An 18,580-nucleotide genomic window follows, 5' to 3' on the forward strand; every position below is an offset into this window, starting at 1 on the left:
GCCCCGCGCGTCGTCGCGGCGAGCTTCGAGCCGAGCACCTGCGCCGGATCCTCGCCGCCCTCGCCCGAGTCGGATTTCGCGCCGATCCGGTTCATCGCGATGTTCAGCGTCATATGCGCCTCGGGCGAGAGCGCCCCCAGCGACATGCCCGGCGTCACGAAGCGCTTGCGGATCGAGGTGATCGACTCGACCTCCTCCAGCGGCACGGGCTTCCCGAGCGCCTTGATGTCCAGAAGGTCGCGCAGATGGATCGGCGGGTTCGCCCGCATGGTCGCGGTGAACTTCTTCCAGACGTCATAGGACGCTTTCTCGCAGGCCAGTTGCAGCAGGCGCATGGTATTGGCTTCCCATGCGTGCTTTTCGCCCGAGCGGCGGGCCTTGTAGAAGCCGCCGACCGGCAGCAGGTCCGTGGTCGCACCGGCAAAGCCCTTGTCGTGGATATCCTCGAGCTTCGCCTGCAGCCCGTGGAGGCCCATCCCCGAGATGCGCGACTGCATGCCGGGGAAATATTCCGCGACCATCGCACGGCTCAGGCCGACCGCCTCGAAGTTCAGGCCGCCGCGATAGGAGGAAAGGACCGAGATCCCCATCTTGGCCATGATCTTCAGAAGGCCCGCGTCGATCGCATCGCGATAGTTGCGCATGTTCTCGATCAGCGAGCCGGTCAGAAGCCCGCGCTCGATCCGGTCGGCGATGGTGTCCTGCGCGAGGTAGGGGTTCACCGTGGTCGCGCCGCAGCCGATCAGGACCGCGAAGTAATGCGGGTCGACGCATTCAGCGGAACGGACGTTCAGCGAACAGAAGGTGCGCAGGCCCTTGCGGGTCAGCCAGCTATGGACGGCGCTGGTCGCAAGGATCATCGGCAGGCCGATGCGGCCCGGCCCGCACTTCTCGTCGGTCAGGACCAGATGGCCCGCGCCCGAGCGCACGGCATCCTCGGCCTCGGCGCGGATGCGCGCTAGCGCCTCGCCCATGGCCTCGGGGCCGGCGCCATCGGCGAAGGTGCAGTCGATCTGCGTCACCGTCTCGCCGAACAGCTTCGACATCTCGACGAATTCGCCATTCGCGACGAAGGGGCTTTCCAGCACCAGAATCTCGGTCTGGGCCGAGGATTCGTCCAGCACGTTCTTGAGGTTGCCGAAGCGCGTTTTCAGCGACATGACGCGGGTTTCGCGCAGGCTGTCGATTGGCGGGTTGGTGACCTGGCTGAAGTTCTGGCGGAAGAAATGCGACATCGGGCGATACTGGCCCGAAAGCACGGCGGGCGGCGTGTCGTCACCCATCGAGGCCAGCGCCTCCTTGCCGTCCTCGGCCATGGGGGCCAGCATCGATTCGATTTCCTCGATCGTGTAGCCGGCCGCGATCTGGCGGCGGCGCAGCTCGTCGCCGTGGAAGACCACCTGTTCAGGCAGGTCCTTCATCACCTCGGAAAGCTGGACGACCTTCTCCAGCCATTCGCCGAAGGGCTGGCTGCCGGCAAGGCGGTTCTTGATCTCGCGGTCGTGGTAGAGGCGGCCTTCCTTCATGTCGACGGCGATCAGCTGACCCGGGCCGAGCGCGCCTTTTTCGCGCACGCTGGTCTCGTTGATCGGGACCATGCCGGCCTCGGAACCCGCGATCAGCAGGTTGTCGCCGGTCACGACATAGCGCAGCGGACGCAACCCGTTGCGATCCAGACCGCCGCAGACCCAGCGGCCGTCGGTCATCGCAAGGGCGGCGGGGCCGTCCCACGGTTCCATCACGGCATTGCAATAGGCATACATGTCCGCCCATGCCTTCGGCATGTCGGTCGTGGCCTTGGACCACGCCTCGGGGACCAGCATGGTCTTGGTCATCGGCGCCGAGCGGCCCGAGCGCACCATCACCTCGAACACCGCATCAAGCGCGGCCGAGTCGGACGAACCGGCCGGGATGATCGGCTTGATGTCCTCGGCCATCTCTCCAAAGGTGCGGCTGGCCATGCGGATCTCATGGCTGCGCATCCAGTTCGAGTTGCCCTTCAGCGTGTTGATCTCGCCGTTATGGGCCAGCATGCGGAAGGGCTGGGCCAGCCACCATTGCGGGAAGGTGTTGGTCGAATAGCGCTGGTGGTAGATCGCGAAGGCGCTTTCGAAACGCTCGTCCTTGAGGTCGGGATAGAATTCCGCGACCTGCTCGGCCAGCATCATGCCCTTGTAGATGATCGACCGGCAGGACAGCGAGGCGAAGTAGAGGCCCGCGATCTGCGCGGCGATGGCAGCCTTCTCGATCCGGCGGCGGATGATGTAAAGCTCGCGCTCGAATTGTTCCTGGTCGATGTCCTTCTCGCAGCGGATCAGGATCTGCTCGATCTCGGGGCGGGTCGCGTTCGCTTTCTCGCCCAGAACGGCGGTGTTCACCGGGACGTGCCGCCAGCCATAGATGTAATGGCCCATGCGCAGGACTTCGGATTCCACGATGGTCCGGCAGGATTCCTGCTGGGCGAAATTCGTGCGCGGCAGGAAGACCTGACCGACGGCGATCAGCTTCGACTGGTCCGGCTCATGCCCGGTGCGGCGCACCTGATCATAGAAGAAGGGGACGGGGATCTGCACATGGATGCCCGCGCCGTCGCCGGTCTTGCCGTCCGCGTCGACCGCGCCACGGTGCCAGATTGCCTTCAGCGCGCTGATGCCGCTTTCGACCACCTTGCGGCTGGCCTTGCCGTCAAGGCTGACGACCAGACCGACGCCACAGGACGAATGCTCGTCCTCGGCACGGTAAAGCGAGTTCTCGGCCATCCAGTCGCGGCGGGCCTGTTCCTCTTGTTCCCAGTCCTTTTGCGTCGGATCCATCACGTCCGTGCCTCCTTAAAGCTCATAAGCTGCCGCATCAGGTCGGGCTTTCCGCCCCGGACCATCTGCAGGTCGCAATCATATTCCGGCTTGGTCGAGCCAAATCCGGGCTGGCCCGGAAAGGAAAAGCTCACCGGACTGTCATTCGTGTTCTCGACGGCGCCGGTCCAGTCGCTCGACCGCTCGACACCGCCATAGAAGCGCCCCTGAGCGCGACTGATGAACTGCTGTCCCTCGCGCTCGATCAGCACGTCGCCGGATTCGTTGTAGGTCGTCAGCTGAAAGCGGGTCAGCTCCAGCTCCACCCCGTCGATATCGACCTTTTCCCCGGTCAGCTCGTCGTGCCCGACATGGTGCAGACGCTCGCCATTGCTGGAGCTGGTCCAGAAATCGAAATCATCCGCGCCCGTCTTGAGCAGGGTCGAGAACGAGGCATCGTCCTTCGCCCCCGGTTCGAGCGTATCGACCAGACCGCTCGGCAGGTCGGTGCTTTCCATCCAGCGCGTCTCACGGTCGATGCGGGACTGATACCTCGGCCCGTCGGGGGTGAAATAGACCACCCATTGATCGCCCGGCGCATCCCCGCTGCATCGATAATGCTGCGAGACCGTGCAGCCGCGGTTCTGAACCGTGACCTCCAGCCGGCACCCGTCGGGAGGGGTGAAGTTCGCCGCCAAGGCGGGCAGCGCGGGCAATGTCAGCAAGGCTGCCATTCCCGCTGCAAGGATTCGACCGCGCGCGGCATGCAAGGCCTGCTGCCGATCTGCGCGCGGTGAACATGTCGTCTTTGCCATGCGCACCATTGTCACGCTCCCACTATTCGGCGGCGACGCGCGCCGCGCCCGAAAGGTAGCCCACGATGCTGTCGGCGGCTTCGCGGCCGTCGCGGATCGCCCAGACCACAAGGCTGGCGCCCCGCACGATGTCGCCGACGGCATAGACGCCGGGCAGGCTGGTCTGATGGGTCTGGAAATCGGCCTTGATCGTGCCCCAGCGGGTCACTTCCAGACCGTCCACGCCCCAAAGGCGCGGCAGTTCCTCGGGCTCGAAACCCAGCGCCTTGATGACCAGATCGGCCGGCTCGTCGTAATCAGCGCCCTCGATCAGTTCCGGCGACTGGCGACCCGAGACATCGGGCGCGCCCAGACGCATCTTCTGGATGCGGACGGCGCTGATGGTCGGGACATCGCCCACCTCGTCCACGTCGCGCTCCTGCTGGGTCATGGCCTCGCCGGTGACATGGCCGGCAAAGGCGCCGGGGGCCGAGAGCCAGACGAATTCGACGCCCTCTTCCTCGGCGTTCTGCACCTCGCGCTGGCTGCCCGGCATGTTGGCGCGGTCGCGGCGATAGAGGCATTTGACCGATTGCGCGCCCTGCCGGATCGCGGTCCTGACGCAGTCCATCGCGGTGTCGCCGCCGCCGATCACGACGACGCGCTTGCCCTTGGCGTTGAGTTCGCCATCCTCGTAATCGGGGATCTCGTCGCCCAGATCGACCCGGTTCGAGGCGGTCAGATAGTCCAGCGCCCGGACGACGCCCTTGGCATCGGCATTGTCGATATCGAGGTCGCGGGTCTTGTAGACGCCGGTGGCGATCAGCACGGCATCATGCTTGCCGCGGATCGCGTCAAAGCTGATATCCTCGCCGACATTGGCGTTCAGCACGAATTCGACCCCGCCATCGGCCAGCAGCTTGTTACGGCGCTCGACGACGTGCTTTTCCAGCTTGAAGCCGGGGATGCCATAGATCATCAGCCCGCCCGCGCGGTCGTGGCGGTCATAGACCGTGACCTGATAGCCCATGCGGCGCAGCCGGTCGGCGGCAGCGAGGCCGCCGGGGCCCGCGCCGATGATGCCGATGGATTCCGGGCGCTCAGCCAGAGGGGCGATGGGCTGGACCCAGCCTTCCTCCCATGCGGTGTCGGTGATGTATTTCTCGATCGCGCCGATGGTGACGGTGCCGTGGCCCGACTGCTCGATGACGCAATTCCCCTCGCACAGGCGGTCCTGCGGGCAGATGCGGCCGCAGATCTCGGGGAAAGTGTTGGTTTCCTGGCTGCGCAGATAGGCTTCCTGCGTGCGCCCCTCGGCCGTCAGGCGCAGCCAGTCGGGGATGTTGTTGTGCAGCGGGCAATGCGACTGGCAATAGGGCACGCCGCATTGGCTGCAGCGGCTGGCCTGCTCTTTCGCCTTGGCGTCGGCGAATTCGCGATAGATCTCGTGGAAATCCTCGGATCGGGACGCCGCGTCGCGTTTCTCCGGCATCTCCCGCCCGACGTTGACGAACTTAAGCATCTTTTGCGTGGCCATGGCTGCGCGTCCCCCGGTCTAAGACTGTGAAAGCCTGATATGACAGGGCGGCGGCAAATAAAAGTCAGCTTAGTTTACTTAATTAACGATTTTCGACCCGAGGGCCGTCAAACCTAGGGTATGGCGGCTGTAAAAAAGGTCAGCATAGTTTACCAACCTGCTGCCAGAGCCAGCAACGCAAGGCCGCCGACAATGATTCGCCACCATGCAAACACCGCGTAGCCATGGACGGAGACGTAATTCAGCAGCACCCGCACCACGACCAGTGCCGACAGGAAGGCGCAAATGAAGCCGACGACGATGTTTCCGGCTGCGGCTGCATCGAGGATGTCGCGATTCTTGTAGAGATCATAGACAAAAGCGCCCAGCATCGTCGGCATGGACAGGAAGAAGCTGAACTCGGCAGCGGATCGCTTGTCCGCGCCTAGCAGAAGGGCGCCGGTGATCGTCGCGCCCGAGCGCGACACGCCGGGGATCATCGCGAGGCACTGGATCAGCCCGATGCCGAAGGCGCGGCCGATCGGAATGTCCTCGGCCGCGTGATAGCGCGGGTTCTTCGCCATCCGGTCGACGAAAAGCAGCACCACCCCGCCCAGAATCAGCATCGAGGCAATCAGAATCGGCGTCTCGAACAGCACGGTCTTGATGATGTCATGCGCCAGCACCCCGATGACGACGGCGGGCAGGAAGGCCAGCAGCACCGCCAGGATGAAGCGGCGCGAGCGCGCGTCATGCGGCGCGCTGGAGAAGATGCGCCACAGCCGCCCGGCATAGACGCCGAGGATCGCAAGGATCGCGCCGAACTGGATCAGCACCTCGAAGGCGCGGCCGGGGGAATCGAAACCCAGGAAATGCCCGGCAAGCAGGACATGACCCGTCGAGGAAACCGGAATGAATTCGGTCAGCCCTTCAAGCAGGCCGAGCAGGGCGGCGACGATCGTGTTCTGATCCATCAGTTCTGGCGCAGGTTTTTCGCGCTCGCCGTCATGGCCTCGTATTGCCCGGACGGGCGGAAGCGCCACAGATATTCGCCGATGACGGCCGGCGCGGCGGTCGGGACGATCCCCAGATCGGCGAAGGTTTTCGCCCCTGCGCTTGCGACATTCGGATGGCCAAGCGCGCGCAGCTGGTCACGGGTGACGAAGCGGTTGGGCACGAAGCCGCCGCTGACGACGGCGACGCCGTCCATGATCGTCGCCAGCGCGCCGGTCAGCCAGTTCGGCAGGCCGACGACGATCTTGCGGCGGTCGATCGCGGTCAGGACTTGCCCGACCAGTTCGCGCATGGTGACGACCTCGGGGCCGCCAAGCTCATAGATGCCGGGCGCGGCGCTGCCGTCGGCGCCCATCGCGGCGGCCTTGGCGACGTCGAGGACGTGGACCGGCTGCAACTTCGCCTTGGGCGCGGGCAGCGGCATCACCGGGCCAAGGCGCGCGGCCGAGGCGAGGCGGTTGAAGAACTTGTCATCCGATCCGAAGATCACCGAGGGGCGCAGGATCACCGCGTCGGGGCGATGCTTCAGCACCTCCTCCTCGCCCTTGGCCTTCGAGGCCGCGTATCGGCTGTCCGACTTCGCATCCGCGCCAAGCGCCGAGACATGCACGAAGCGCGCCACGCCCAGTTGGGACGAGATTCGCGCGATGCGGCCGGCGGCTTCCTGATGAATCGCGTCGAAGGTGTTCTTGCCTTCGCTGACAAGGACGCCGACGCAGTTGATCACCGCATCCGCATCCATCATGCAGGCCGTGACCGAACGGTCGTCGCGGACGTTGCAGGGGACCGGCTCGATCTGGCCCGGCGCGCCATAGGTGCGCACGACCCCGGCCTCGTTCGGGCGGCGGACGGCGACGCGGACGCGCCAGCCCTGCAGGGCCAATGCGCGGGCGATCTGCCGGCCAAGGAAACCTGACCCACCATAGATCGTGACAAGCTTGGCTGCGGACATGGCTCTCGCTCCTTCGTGGCGTGCCTTGGAATGGCGTGCTTTCCTGCTCATTACCCTTGACGGCCGCAAGCGGCAAGCCGTGCGATCCGCGCTGTCCCAAGGGGTGCCGAAGGGGCACGCAAAGAAAAAATGACGGCATCGCGAAAAATCTGATCGCGCCCCATTGACGGCCCCCGCGACTGCCTTTAGAGACCCGCCCACACCACCTGCCCAGGTGGCGGAATTGGTAGACGCGCACGGTTCAGGTCCGTGTGCCGCAAGGCGTGGAGGTTCGAGTCCTCTCCTGGGCACCAAATAAAAAACCCCCGGAAACTTCGTGTTTCCGGGGATTTTTTCGTCCTCGCCGCGCATGGCGCATCTCCCGCGCCGGCCATATCGACAAGGCTTTCCATGATCCCCGTTTTCGGTCCGCCGCCCGGTCCCCGCCGCTATCGCCAGCGCAGGGGGGCCTATGCCCTGCTGATCCGCGACGGCGCGGCGCTGGTGACATTCCAGCAGTCGCCCGAACCGGAGTTCCAGCTTCCCGGTGGCGGCATTGATCCGGGCGAATCGCCCATCGCCGCCCTCCATCGCGAGGTCTATGAGGAAACCGGCTGGACCATCGGCACGCCGCGCCGGCTGGGCGTCTATCGCCGCTATTGCTTCATGCCGGATTACGACTTCTGGGCCGAAAAGATCTGCTCGGTCTGGCTCGCCCGGCCGATCCGCCGCCTTGGCCCGCCCTCGGAGGCCGGGCATGAGGCGCATTGGGTCAGCCTCGACCGGCTGGTCGACCTGCTGCCGGATCCCGGTTCGCGCGCTTTCGCGCAATGGCTGCTGAAGCGGGGCTGATCCGGTTCAATGCGGGCGGGGGCGCGGTCCCAGATGCTCGACCAGCACGGCCGAGATGTCGTCGCTGCGCCTGCCTCCGGCATAATTCGCCACCGACCAGCAGATCGACTCGAGAAGCGCGTTCCCGCGCAGGATGGCATTGGTGCGCAGGATCGCCTGCAACCCCTCGTCGCCCAAGGGCTCGCCCCGCGCGTTTTCGCTGTCGATCAGCCCGTCCGAGCTGATGAACAGCCGGTCGCCGGGGCCGAGCGTCAGCTGCACCTCCTCGAAATCCGCGCCCGGAAAGACGCCGACCGGAAAGCCGCCCTGTCCGATCAGCTCGATACGCCCGTCCGCGCGCTGAAGGACGGGATGGGGATGCCCCGCCTGCACGAGGCGGACCTCTCCTGTGACGATGTCGAGATCGGCATAAACCATGGTGAAATAGGAATCGGTGCGAAGCTCGCTCAGCATCAGCTTGTTCAGGTGGCGCACGATCTCGGTGGGCGGGCGCGGCTGGCCCTGCCTGCGGTCGGAGGGACGGAGCGCGATGTTCAACTCCGGCTCGCCCGAGAGGAGGGCCGCAAGCCGCGCGCTCAGCAGCGCCGCCGCGACCCCGTGACCCGAGACGTCGAGCGCGAAGAACCCGACCCGCCGCTGGTTGATCGGGAAAAAGCCGACCAGATCGCCCCCGACATGGCCAGCGGGGCGCATAAGGAGTGACAGGCTGAAGTTTCCAAACAAGCCATTGCGTTCACGCACAAGATCTTGTTGCAGGCGGTGGGCTTCGCGCAGGTCACGCTCCAGCGCGGCCTCCTTTTCACGCAGCCGGGCGAGGGTTTCCCTGAGCTGGGCATTGGCCATGCGCAGGCTTTCCTCGACCCTGAGGATGCGTTCGGCGGCGGAGAGCCGGGCCAGCAACTCGGCCCCCGAGACTGGCTTGGTCAGGAAGTCATCCGCGCCCGCGCGCAACCCCTCGGCCACGTCAGCCTTGTCCTGCCGCGAGGTCAGCAGGATGAAATAGCCATAGCGCTCGCTCGGCAGGGTGCGGAAGCGGCGGCAGAATTCCAGCCCGGCATCGCCCGAGGCCATCCAGTCCGAGATCACGATCTCTGGCCAGCGGGTCGAACAGATCCCGATCGCCTCTTCGGCCGAGGCCGCCTCGAGCACGTCATAGCCTGCCCGCTTGAGCTGCGCGGCCAGCGAGCGGCGCTCGGCCCGGCGGTCATTGACCAGCAGGACCAGCCGCCATGTCCGCGCCCCGTTCGCGCCATGAGGTTTCGTGTCGTTCATGCCGCCCTTCTAGGACGGAAGGGCTGAAGCTTCGATTAATGCCGGGCAATTTCATCATTTGCCCGGGCCCCCTGCTAGATCAGGAACTCGGCCAGGACCGGGTCGCGGGTGATGTCGCGATAGCCGATGCCCGCCTCCTCCAGCCGCGCGCGCAGCCGGTCGAGGTTTTCGGGGGCATTGGTCTCGATCCCGATCAGGATCGAGCCGAAGTTGCGCGCCGATTTCTTCAGATATTCGAAGCGGGCGATATCGTCATCCGGTCCAAGCAATTGCAGGAAATCGCGCAAAGCGCCGGGGCGCTGCGGCATCCGCAGGATGAAATAGCGTTTCAGCCCCGAGAAGCGCTGCGCGCGTTCCTTGACCTCGGGCAGGCGCTCGAAGTCGAAATTCCCGCCCGAGCAGATGCAGACGACGCGCTTGCCGGCAAGGTCGGGAATGTCGCGCAGCACGTCGATCGCAAGCGCGCCCGCGGGCTCCAGCACGATCCCCTCGATATTCAGCATCTCGAGCATGGTGGCGCAGATCCGGTCCTCGGGGGCGAGGTGGACCTGATCGGGCGAGAAGCCGGAGAGCAGCCGATAGGGCAGGGCGCCGATCCGCGCGACCGCGGCCCCGTCCACGAAATTGTCGACGGCGGGCAGGGTCACCGGCTCACCGGCGCGCAGCGCGGCCTGCAGGCTCGGGCCGCCCTCGGGTTCGGCGAAAGCCGCCTCGGTCCGGGGCGAAAGCTCGGCCATGAGGCGGGTGACGCCCCCGGCAAGCCCGCCGCCGCCCACCGGCAGGATGATCAGGTCCGGGGCCGCGTCGAGCTGCTCCAGAACCTCGAGCCCGACCGTCGCCTGACCCTCGACGATGTCGGGATCGTCGAAGGGCGACAGGAAGCTTGCCCCATGCGCGCGGGCAAATTCCTGCGAGGCAGCGAGGGTCTGGTCGAAGTAATCGCCGGTCAGCACGATCTCGACCGCGCTGCCGCCGAAGATGCGGGTCTTGTCGATCTTCTGCTTCGGCGTCGTCACCGGCATGAAGATCGTGCCCTTCGCGCCGAAATGGCGGCAGGCGAAGGCCATGCCCTGCGCGTGGTTCCCGGCGCTGGCGCAGACGAAATGCCCCGCCGCGCCCGCGCCGATCTTGCGCATGGCGTTGAAGGCCCCGCGCAGCTTGTAGCTGCGCACCGGGGTCAGGTCTTCGCGTTTCAGCCAGATCTCGGCGCCGTATTTCGCCGAAAGGTGGTCGTTCTTCTGAAGCGGGGTCGGCTCGAAGAGGTCGCGTAGCGCGATCTCTGCCTGGCGGACAGAGGCGGCAAAGTTTTCCATGCCCCGCCAATGGCGCGAAACAGCGGATTTGACAAGCGGGCTTGCACTTGCAGGGTGCGCCGGGTCGGTGGCGGTCGCACGTCGCGTCCCGTCCAGATCACTGTCAAGCCTATTTTGTCCCTTCCCCTTGTGACACGCGGCGAATGGGCCTATTCCCCTGCCGAAATTCCACGAAGGGTTTACCAGCATGTCCGACGCGCCGAAGAAAGTCGTCCTTGCCTATTCGGGCGGGCTCGACACCTCGATCATCCTGAAATGGCTCCAGACCGAATACGGCTGCGAGGTCATTACCTTTACCGCCGATCTTGGTCAGGGCGAGGAACTGGAACCGGCGCGACAAAAGGCCCTGCTGCTGGGCATCAAGCCCGAGAACATCCATATCGTCGATGTGCGCGAGGAATTCGTGCGCGACTTCGTCTTCCCGATGTTCCGTGCCAATGCGCTTTATGAGGGTCAGTATCTGCTGGGCACCTCGATCGCGCGTCCGCTGATCTCGAAGCATCTGGTCGAGATCGCGCATAAGCACAACGCCGATGCCGTGGCGCATGGCGCGACCGGCAAGGGCAACGATCAGGTCCGGTTCGAGCTTTCGGCCTATGCGCTGGATCCGTCGATCCGGGTGATCGCGCCGTGGCGGGAATGGGATCTGACCTCGCGCACCAAGCTTCTGGAATTCGCCGAGGCGAACCAGATCCCGATCGCCAAGGACAAGCGCGGCGAGGCGCCGTTCAGCGTCGATGCGAACCTGCTCCACACCTCGTCCGAGGGCAAGGCGCTGGAAAACCCGGCCGAGGCCGCGCCGGAATATGTCTACCAGCGCACCGTCTCGCCCGAGGAGGCGCCGAACGAGCCTGAATTCATCGAAGTCACCTTCGAGAAGGGCGATGCGGTCGCGATCAATGGCGAGGCGTTGTCGCCCGCGACGATCCTGACCCGGTTGAACGAGCTTGGCGGCAAGCACGGCATCGGCCGTCTCGATTTCGTCGAGAACCGCTTCGTCGGCATGAAGTCGCGCGGCATCTACGAGACCCCCGGCGGCACCGTCCTTCTGGAAGCCCATCGCGGGATCGAGCAGATCACGCTGGATTCCGGCGCGGGCCACCTCAAGGATTCGATCATGCCGCGCTATGCCGAGCTGATCTATAACGGCTTCTGGTTCAGCCCCGAGCGCGAGATGTTGCAGGCGCTGATCGACAAGTCGCAGGAGCATGTGACCGGAACCGTGCGCCTGAAGCTCTACAAGGGCCTCGCCACCTGCGTCGGCCGCTGGTCCGAGCATTCGCTTTATAGCGAGAAGCACGTCACCTTCGAGGAAGATGCCGGCGCCTATGACCAGAAGGACGCGGCAGGCTTCATCAGGCTGAACGCGCTGCGCCTGAAGCTGATCGCGACCCGCAACGCGCGCGTCGCCGGCAAGTGATCCCGAAAGGGCCGTGGTTCACCCGCGGCCCTTTTCATTTCGGCGGGAATGGTCAGGTGACGGATTTCTCGTAATAGACCCGGTCGAACCCGTCCTCGGACCGGCGACCGACCTCGACATAGCCCAGATGAGGATAGAGCGAGAGATTCGCGGTCATCTTCCGGTTCGTGTAGAGATGCACGGCGCCAAGCCCCGACCGGCGCGCCGCCCCCTCGCAAAATCCGATGAGTTGTCTGCCGATCCCTTTCCCGGCGGCGGCGGGTGTGACGGCCACGGCCTCCAGATGCATGTGCCGGCCCTCGGGATAAAAGACGACATAGCCCAGAAGCGCGCCCGTGGCGTCCGTCGCGATATGGACCTGTCCCGCCGCGATCTGGGCCGCGAAATCGGCGTCCATCGGTGCGGGTCTGCGGCCGATGGTGGCGATATAGCCGCTATAGGCGGCCTCGGCGCAGGCGCGGATCGCGGGTTCGTCGGTGGCAAGGGCGGGGCGGATCGGAATGGGCTGCATGGGGCCAGTCGATCATGCGGCGCGGTCGCGGGCAATACGGGATTCCCTTTGCCGGACTTCCCCGCCAGAATGGCCCCGAACCTGCAAGGAAAGCCGCCGCCATGACCAGCCCCGCCCATATCGCCATCGTCACCGTTTCGGACCGCGCCGCGCGCGGCGAATACGAGGACAAGGGCGGTCCGGGGGCCGAGGCGTGGCTGAGGGGCGTCATCACCTCGCCGATGGAGATTACGCGCACCATCATCCCCGACGGCCGCGAGGTTGTGGCGGCGACGCTGCGCCGCCTCTGCGACGAGGAGGGCGCCGACCTCATCCTCATCACCGGCGGCACCGGCCCCGCGCCGCGCGACCTGACGCCCGAGGCGATGGCCGATGTCATGGAAAAGGAACTGCCCGGCTTTGGCGAGGAGATGCGCCGCGCCAGCCTGCGCGAGGTGCCGACCGCGATCCTGTCGCGCCAGACCGCCGGCACGCGCGGCAAGACGCTGATGATCACCATTCCCGGCAAGCCCTCGGCCATCGCGACCTGCCTCGATGCGGTCTTTGCCGCCGTGCCCTATTGCCTCGACCTGACCGGGGCCGCGCGGATCGAGACGGACCCGGCCCGCATCAAGGCCTTCAGGCCAGCGAAGTGACGGAAATCTGGACAAACGCGCCGTCCTTGTGTCCCATGTTCGGGAACGGCCGGGGCAGGCGTGCGGTTTGCCACGGGAGAGCGAAAGGACGGAGCGGCAATGGCCGATGATCCCTACAAGGCGCTGGGTCTGGGGAAGAATGCGACTCAGGACGAGATCAAGAAGGCTTACCGCAAGATCGCCAAGACCGATCACCCGGACCTCAATCCCGATCCCGCGGCGCATGAACGCTTCAAGGCCGCGTCCTCGGCCCATGACCTGCTGAAAGACCCCGAGCAGCGCGCGCGTTTCGACCGGGGAGAGATCGACGCCTCCGGGCAGGAGCGGCCGCAGCGCCACTATTATCGCGACTATGCCGAGGCAGGGGACAATCCCTATCGGCAGGGCACGCAGGATTTCGACGACCTCTCCGACGTGTTCTCGGACCTGTTCGGGCAGGCGTCACAGCGCCGCCGTGGCGCACGGAGCTTCGACATGCGGGGCCAGGACCAACGCTTCACCATGGAGATCGACTTCATGACCGCCGCGCGTGGCGGCTCGACCCGGATCACCATGCCCGATGGCGCGATCCTTGACGTGAAGGTGCCCGAAGGGGCGCGGGACGGCCAGATCATCCGGCTGCGCGGCAAGGGCGGGCCGGGCTATGGCGATGGCGCGCCGGGCGATGCGCTGCTGACCCTGATCGTCGCCGACGACCCCGACTGGCGGCGGGAGGGCGACGATGTCGAGACGACGCTGCCGATCACGCTGGACGAGGCGATCCTTGGCGGCAAGGTCGAGGCCGAGACCATCGACGGGCCGGTCATGCTGACGGTGCCGCGCGGCGCAAGCTCGGGCCAGAAGCTCAGGCTGAAGGGGCGCGGGCTGAAGGGCGCGGACGGCAAGCGGGGCGACCAGCATGTCGTCCTGAAGGTGGTGATGCCGCCGCGCATCGACGACGATCTGGCGCGCTTCATCGAGAACTGGCGTCAGGACCACGGCTACGATCCGAGGAGGGGCAAATGACTCGCAGACATTACACCCTGACCGAGGTGCTGGTCGAACTGCCCGACCTCACGCGCGAGCAGCTTGAAAGCTATATCAATCATGGCGTCGTGCTGCCGGTCCAGTCGGCGGGGGGGCCGCTGTTTCGCGAACTCGACATTGCCCGGCTGCAACTGGTGGTCGACCTGTCCGAGGGCTATCACCTCGACGACGAGGCGCTGTCGCTGGTCCTGTCGCTGGTGGACCAGCTTCACGGCTTGCGCGGGGACATGCGGGCGATCCTCGACGCGGTGGCGCGTGAGCCGGTCGAGACGCGGGCAAGGCTCAAGACCGCGATCCGCGAGGTTCGGATCGTGACCCGCAGCCAATCGTCATGAAAGCGTCACCGGCCCGACAATAGCGCGTTACATCGCGAGGCCACATCCGCGGGGAACCCTCCAACCCCCGAGGATCGAATGACCTTTCGCCTGTCCCTCTGTTCGCTCATCGCGCTGGCCGCCGCCTCTCCGGCGCTGGCCGAGCCGGTGTTCAACCGCATTTCCAGCTTTGCAACCGCAGATAATATGGCCGAGGGCGAGGATCGCGCGCGCGAGACTTCGGCCGAGATCATGACCGCGACCGCCGACGGGATGGAGCTGATCTATTCCGACAGCCCGCTGAAGGCGATCGGCCTGATCGACATCACCGACCCGAAGGCCCCGAAGCCGCTGGGCAATATCGCGATGGATGGCGAGCCGACCACCACGGTCGTTCTGGGCGAGATGGCCTTTGTCGGGGTCAATACCTCGGAAAGCTTCACCGCGCCCTCGGGTGTCCTGCGCAGCGTGGACCTGACCAGCAAGACCGTCACCGCGAATTGCGATCTGGGCGGCCAGCCGGATTCGGTCGCGCTGTCGCCCAAGGGCGACATGCTGGGCGTCGTGATCGAGAACGAGCGCGACGAGGACGTGAATGACGGCGCATTGCCGCAGATGCCCGCGGGCTTCGTCGTTCGCCTGCCGATCAAGGACGGTCAGGTCGATTGCGAGCAGAAGCAGGTCGTGGAGCTGACCGGCCTTGCCGAAATCGCGCCCGAAGACCCGGAGCCGGAATATCTCGACTTCAACCAGAACGGCGACCTCGTGGTCACGCTTCAGGAAAACAACCACATCGTCATCATCGGTGCCGATGGCAAGGTCGCCGCGCATTTCAGCGCCGGCACCGTCGATCTGGACCAGATCGACATTGAGGATGACGGCAAGCTTGACTTCACCGCAAGCCTGAAGGCGGTCCCGCGCGAACCCGACACGGTTGCATGGCTCGACAACGACCATTTCGCCACCGCGAACGAGGGCGACTGGAAGGGCGGCTCGCGCGGCTTCACCATCTTCAACCGTGACGGTTCGGTGGTCTATGACGCGGGGAACAGCTTCGAGCATGCGCTGATCCGCATCGGCCACTACCCGGAGGGGCGTTCGGACAACAAGGGTGTCGAGCCCGAGGCGCTGAAATATGCCGAGTTCGACGGCCAGAAGCTGCTTTTCGTCGGGTCCGAGCGCGGCAGCGCCATCGGCGTCTATGACGTCGCGAATCCGGCCGAGCCGAAACTGCTGCAGATCCTGCCCTCGGGCATCGGGCCGGAGGGGCTGGTCGCGATCCCGCAGCGCAATCTGTTCGCCAGCGCCAACGAAACCGATCTGGGCGAGGACGGCGCCGCGCGGGCCCATGTGATGATCTTCGAACGCGCCGAAGGCACCGCCGCCTATCCGACGCTGGTTTCGACCGGCGAGGATCTGATCGGCTGGGGCGCGATCTCCGGCCTGACCGTCGATCCGGCGGACGCCTCGGTCCTCTACGGGATCAGCGACAGCGCCTATGACAGCCAGCCCTCGATCTTCCGCATCGAGACCGCGGCAAAGCCCGCCACCATCACCCGCAAGATCGTGGTGTCGAAAGACGGTAAGCCGGCCGAAAAGCTCGACCTCGAAGGCATCGCGGCTGACGGGCAGGGCGGCTTCTGGCTGGCGAGCGAGGGGGATGCCGAAAAGGAAATCCCGCATCAGATCCTGCATGTCGACGGCGAGGGCGCAATCCAGCAGCAGATCGAACTGCCCGCCGATCTGACTGCCGGCGCGACGCGCTTCGGTCTGGAAGGCATCGCGCTGGCCGAGAATGGCAAGCTGTGGATGGCGGTCCAGCGGGAATGGAAGGACGATCCCAAGGGCCAGACCAAGCTGCTGCAATTCGATCCGGCCTCGGCCGAATGGGCCGGTGTCCGCTATCCGCTGGAAAAGGGCGAGGGCTGGGTCGGCCTGTCGGAAATCGCGATCCACGGCGGCAATCTCTACCTGATCGAGCGTGACAACCTGATCGGTCAGGCGGCGAAGCTGAAGCAGATCACTTCGGTCGCGCTGGCCGATCTGAAGCCCGCCGCGTTGGGGGGTGAGTTGCCGGTGGTCGAGAAGAAGGTGGTGCGCGACCTGATCCCCGACCTGAAGCAGTGGAACGGCTATGTTCAGGACAAGGTCGAAAGCCTCGCCATCACGCCCGAGGGCATGGCATGGGTCGCGACCGACAATGACGGCGTCGACGATTCGTCCGGCGAAACCTTCCTCTGGTCCTTCCAGATGTAAGGTTCAGGGCCGGGCTGCGGTCCCGGTCCCTTCCGCCGCAGGTGCAGGCTGGCCATGACGGCCAGCCTTTCCACTTCCGCCATCCCGCCCCAGCGCGCGATTTCGTCCAGCGTGCGCAGGCAGCCGATGCAGATTTGCGTGGCGGGGTCGATCTGGCAGATGTCGATGCAGGGGGACGAGGGTTTCATCCCAGAAAGCGCAGCCGGTCCAGTGCGCCTTGCAGGATATAGCCCGCCGCCACCTGGTCGATGACCTCGGCCCGGCGCTTGCGCGAGGTGTCACCCTCCAGCAGCGCGCGCTCGGCCGCGACGGTGGACAGCCGTTCGTCCCAATAGCTGATCGGCAGCGGCGTCAGCCGTTCGAGGTTGCGCACGAAGGCCCGCGTCGATTGCGCGCGCGGCCCCTCGCTGCCGTCCATGTTGCGGGGCAGGCCAAGGATCAGCCCGACCAGCGCGCGTTCCTCGACCAGCTTCAGCAAGGCCTGCGCGTCGGCGGTGAATTTCGTGCGCCGGATCACCGTGATGGGCGAGGCGACGGAACGCAGCCCGTCGCTGACCGCGACGCCGATGGTCTTGGTGCCCAGATCCAGCCCGGCGACCGCGCCGGTGCGGGGCAGGGCGGCGGCGAATTCCTCCATCGTCTCGCAGATCATTGCAGTCCCGATTGCTGGCCCGCCGCCTCGACGGTGTCGAGAGCTTCGGGAATGGCGGCGAAGCGCGTCCGCGCCTCGTCCAGAATGTTCTGCGCATGATCCTTTTTGCCCAGCACCACAAGGGCCGAGATCAGCCGCGCCCATTCCTCGGGCGTGCCCCCTTCGGTTGCGAGGCGGGCTTCGAGGCCGCTGACCATGCCCTCGATCATCTGCTGGCGCTCGTCCGGCGACATCTCTTCGGCGGCGGCCATGGCGGCGGTGTCAGGGCCGGGCATCGCCTTCGCCTCGGGCGGGGTATAGTCGGGGCGCCCCGCGAACCAGGCAAGGTCCGAAATCGCCATGCGCAGCGGCGTGGCCCAGGGCTCGCTGCCGTGCCCTTCGGCAAGCAAGCCGGCCCAGATCGGGAAGGCGCGGTCGGGCCGGCCGTTCTGGATCTGGATCAGCCCGGCCATGTAGCGGGCCTGCGGGTGATCGTGGTCAAGCTCCAGCGCACGGGCGAGTTCCGTTTCCGCATCGCGGGTGATCAGACCGCCAGCGGCCTCGGCGTTCAGCGCGGCAAGGCGCAGGTGATCGTCGGCGCTGGCCTTGTCGCCCTTCAGCGCGATCAGCCGCCGCTGCGCCTCCCTTGCGGCGATCAGGTTTCCCAGCCGCTCCTCATGCAGGGCCAGTAATTCCTGGCCGCGCTGGTCGTCGGGATTCTTGGCGACGGTGGCGCGAAGCTGGTCGATCAGGGCGAGGTAGTCGGCATCCGCCGGCGGCCGCTCGGGCTTCGGCGCGGCTGCCTCTGCCTCGGACTGGCTCGGCCGGTTCTCGTAGAAGGTTTCCGCCAGCGCGATACGCGCCGCGATCGGTTCATCCGGCAGCCCCGGCGAGCCGATGCGGTGGTAAAGCAGCCCGGCCCCGGCGACCAGCACCACCAGAAGCGCCACGGCGGCGGGACCGCCCGGCGCGCGCCCGGTTGCGCCCTCGCGCGCCAGGGCACGGTCGGCGGCCAGCACCTTGCGGCCGATCTCGTTTCGCAGCCGCTCCGCCTCGGAGGCTTCGACCACCCCCCGCTCGCGGTCGCGTTCAACCTCGCGAAGCTGGTCGCGATAGATGCGCAGGTCATAGGCCGCGGCGGCTTCCTCGCCCGCAGCACTCCGCCGGATCAGCGGCGCGGCAATGGCGATCGCCACGACTGCCGCCATCGCGGCACATATGATCCAGAACATCGCATCCTCCCCCTCGCGGCGCGCGGCCGTGCCTTCGCCTCATAGCCTTTCCGGGCGCGGGGAAAAAGTAA

The 18,580-nt window shown here is 66.0% G+C and carries 17 protein-coding genes and 1 tRNA gene; 7 read left to right on the plus strand and 11 right to left on the minus strand.

Annotated elements, in window-relative coordinates:
- The 5 genes from VNQ78_RS02355 to VNQ78_RS02375 form a co-directional block, all read right to left on the minus strand.
- Nucleotides 1-2,813, minus strand: a 2,813-nt coding sequence (locus VNQ78_RS02355) for a glutamate synthase central domain-containing protein (RefSeq protein WP_325686187.1), incomplete at its 3' end; no start/stop codon positions are given.
- Nucleotides 2,813-3,526 (minus strand): hypothetical protein, encoded by a 714-nt coding sequence (locus tag VNQ78_RS02360; RefSeq protein WP_325686189.1) that lies wholly within the window; start codon nucleotides 3,524-3,526, stop codon nucleotides 2,813-2,815. The genes VNQ78_RS02360 and VNQ78_RS02355, both read right to left, overlap by 1 nt.
- A gap of 103 nt (nucleotides 3,527-3,629) precedes the next feature.
- The gene (locus VNQ78_RS02365) at nucleotides 3,630-5,123 is read right to left on the minus strand and encodes an NAD(P)-dependent oxidoreductase (RefSeq protein WP_325686191.1); all 1,494 of its coding nucleotides are present in this window, start codon (nucleotides 5,121-5,123) and stop codon (nucleotides 3,630-3,632) included.
- A 149-nt stretch (nucleotides 5,124-5,272) separates the two neighbouring features.
- Complete coding sequence (locus VNQ78_RS02370) at nucleotides 5,273-6,076, minus strand: undecaprenyl-diphosphate phosphatase (RefSeq protein ID WP_414694037.1); 804 nt, start codon at nucleotides 6,074-6,076, stop codon at nucleotides 5,273-5,275.
- On the minus strand, nucleotides 6,076-7,068 hold the full coding sequence (locus VNQ78_RS02375) for a complex I NDUFA9 subunit family protein (protein WP_325686193.1): 993 nt from the start codon (nucleotides 7,066-7,068) through the stop codon (nucleotides 6,076-6,078). Before VNQ78_RS02375 ends, VNQ78_RS02370 begins: the two co-directional genes overlap by 1 nt.
- A gap of 208 nt (nucleotides 7,069-7,276) precedes the next feature.
- Between VNQ78_RS02375 and VNQ78_RS02380 the strand changes: the two genes are divergently transcribed.
- Nucleotides 7,277-7,361 (plus strand) — tRNA-Leu (locus VNQ78_RS02380).
- A gap of 97 nt (nucleotides 7,362-7,458) precedes the next feature.
- Nucleotides 7,459-7,899, plus strand: a complete 441-nt coding sequence (locus VNQ78_RS02385) for an NUDIX hydrolase (RefSeq protein ID WP_325686195.1) — start codon at nucleotides 7,459-7,461, stop codon at nucleotides 7,897-7,899.
- A gap of 6 nt (nucleotides 7,900-7,905) precedes the next feature.
- On the opposite strand, the gene VNQ78_RS02390 is transcribed toward VNQ78_RS02385, so the two are convergent.
- Nucleotides 7,906-9,171, minus strand: coding sequence for a PP2C family protein-serine/threonine phosphatase (locus tag VNQ78_RS02390; protein WP_325686196.1), 1,266 nt, complete (start codon nucleotides 9,169-9,171; stop codon nucleotides 7,906-7,908).
- Between the two features lie 74 nt (nucleotides 9,172-9,245).
- On the minus strand, nucleotides 9,246-10,484 hold the full coding sequence (ilvA, locus tag VNQ78_RS02395; RefSeq protein WP_325686198.1) for a threonine ammonia-lyase IlvA: 1,239 nt from the start codon (nucleotides 10,482-10,484) through the stop codon (nucleotides 9,246-9,248).
- A 187-nt stretch (nucleotides 10,485-10,671) separates the two neighbouring features.
- Between ilvA and VNQ78_RS02400 the strand changes: the two genes are divergently transcribed.
- Nucleotides 10,672-11,904, plus strand: coding sequence for an argininosuccinate synthase (locus VNQ78_RS02400; protein WP_325686200.1), 1,233 nt, complete (start codon nucleotides 10,672-10,674; stop codon nucleotides 11,902-11,904).
- 52 nt (nucleotides 11,905-11,956) lie between these two features.
- On the opposite strand, the gene VNQ78_RS02405 is transcribed toward VNQ78_RS02400, so the two are convergent.
- Nucleotides 11,957-12,415: a GNAT family N-acetyltransferase gene (locus VNQ78_RS02405; RefSeq protein WP_325686202.1), complete on the minus strand. Its 459-nt coding sequence runs from the start codon at nucleotides 12,413-12,415 to the stop codon at nucleotides 11,957-11,959.
- 101 nt (nucleotides 12,416-12,516) lie between these two features.
- On the opposite strand from VNQ78_RS02405, the gene mog reads away from it, so the two are divergent.
- From mog to VNQ78_RS02425, 4 genes are all read left to right on the plus strand, one after another.
- A complete protein-coding gene (mog, locus tag VNQ78_RS02410; protein ID WP_325686204.1) occupies nucleotides 12,517-13,050 on the plus strand; it encodes a molybdopterin adenylyltransferase in 534 nt (177 codons plus the stop codon).
- A 99-nt stretch (nucleotides 13,051-13,149) separates the two neighbouring features.
- Entirely contained in the window at nucleotides 13,150-14,055 is a 906-nt protein-coding gene (locus tag VNQ78_RS02415) for a DnaJ C-terminal domain-containing protein (protein ID WP_325686206.1), read from the plus strand.
- Nucleotides 14,052-14,411, plus strand: a complete 360-nt coding sequence (locus VNQ78_RS02420; RefSeq protein ID WP_325686208.1) for a hypothetical protein — start codon at nucleotides 14,052-14,054, stop codon at nucleotides 14,409-14,411. Before VNQ78_RS02415 ends, VNQ78_RS02420 begins: the two co-directional genes overlap by 4 nt.
- 78 nt (nucleotides 14,412-14,489) lie before the next feature.
- Nucleotides 14,490-16,646, plus strand: coding sequence for an esterase-like activity of phytase family protein (locus VNQ78_RS02425; protein WP_325686210.1), 2,157 nt, complete (start codon nucleotides 14,490-14,492; stop codon nucleotides 16,644-16,646).
- Here the strand turns inward: VNQ78_RS02425 and VNQ78_RS02430 are convergent.
- From VNQ78_RS02430 to ccmI, 3 genes are read right to left on the minus strand one after another with little or no spacing between them, the layout of a single operon-like run.
- Entirely contained in the window at nucleotides 16,529-16,834 is a 306-nt protein-coding gene (locus tag VNQ78_RS02430) for a DUF1289 domain-containing protein (protein WP_325686212.1), read from the minus strand. The two genes, VNQ78_RS02425 and VNQ78_RS02430, sit on opposite strands and share 118 nt — an antisense overlap.
- Nucleotides 16,831-17,298, minus strand: a complete 468-nt coding sequence (ruvX, locus tag VNQ78_RS02435) for a Holliday junction resolvase RuvX (protein ID WP_325686214.1) — start codon at nucleotides 17,296-17,298, stop codon at nucleotides 16,831-16,833. Before ruvX ends, VNQ78_RS02430 begins: the two co-directional genes overlap by 4 nt.
- Entirely contained in the window at nucleotides 17,295-18,509 is a 1,215-nt protein-coding gene (ccmI, locus tag VNQ78_RS02440; RefSeq protein ID WP_325686216.1) for a c-type cytochrome biogenesis protein CcmI, read from the minus strand. Before ccmI ends, ruvX begins: the two co-directional genes overlap by 4 nt.
- Between the last annotated feature and the right edge of the window lie 71 nt (nucleotides 18,510-18,580).

This window comes from Paracoccus sp. (in: a-proteobacteria), assembly GCF_035556475.1.
Classification (GTDB): Bacteria; Pseudomonadota; Alphaproteobacteria; order Rhodobacterales; family Rhodobacteraceae; genus Paracoccus.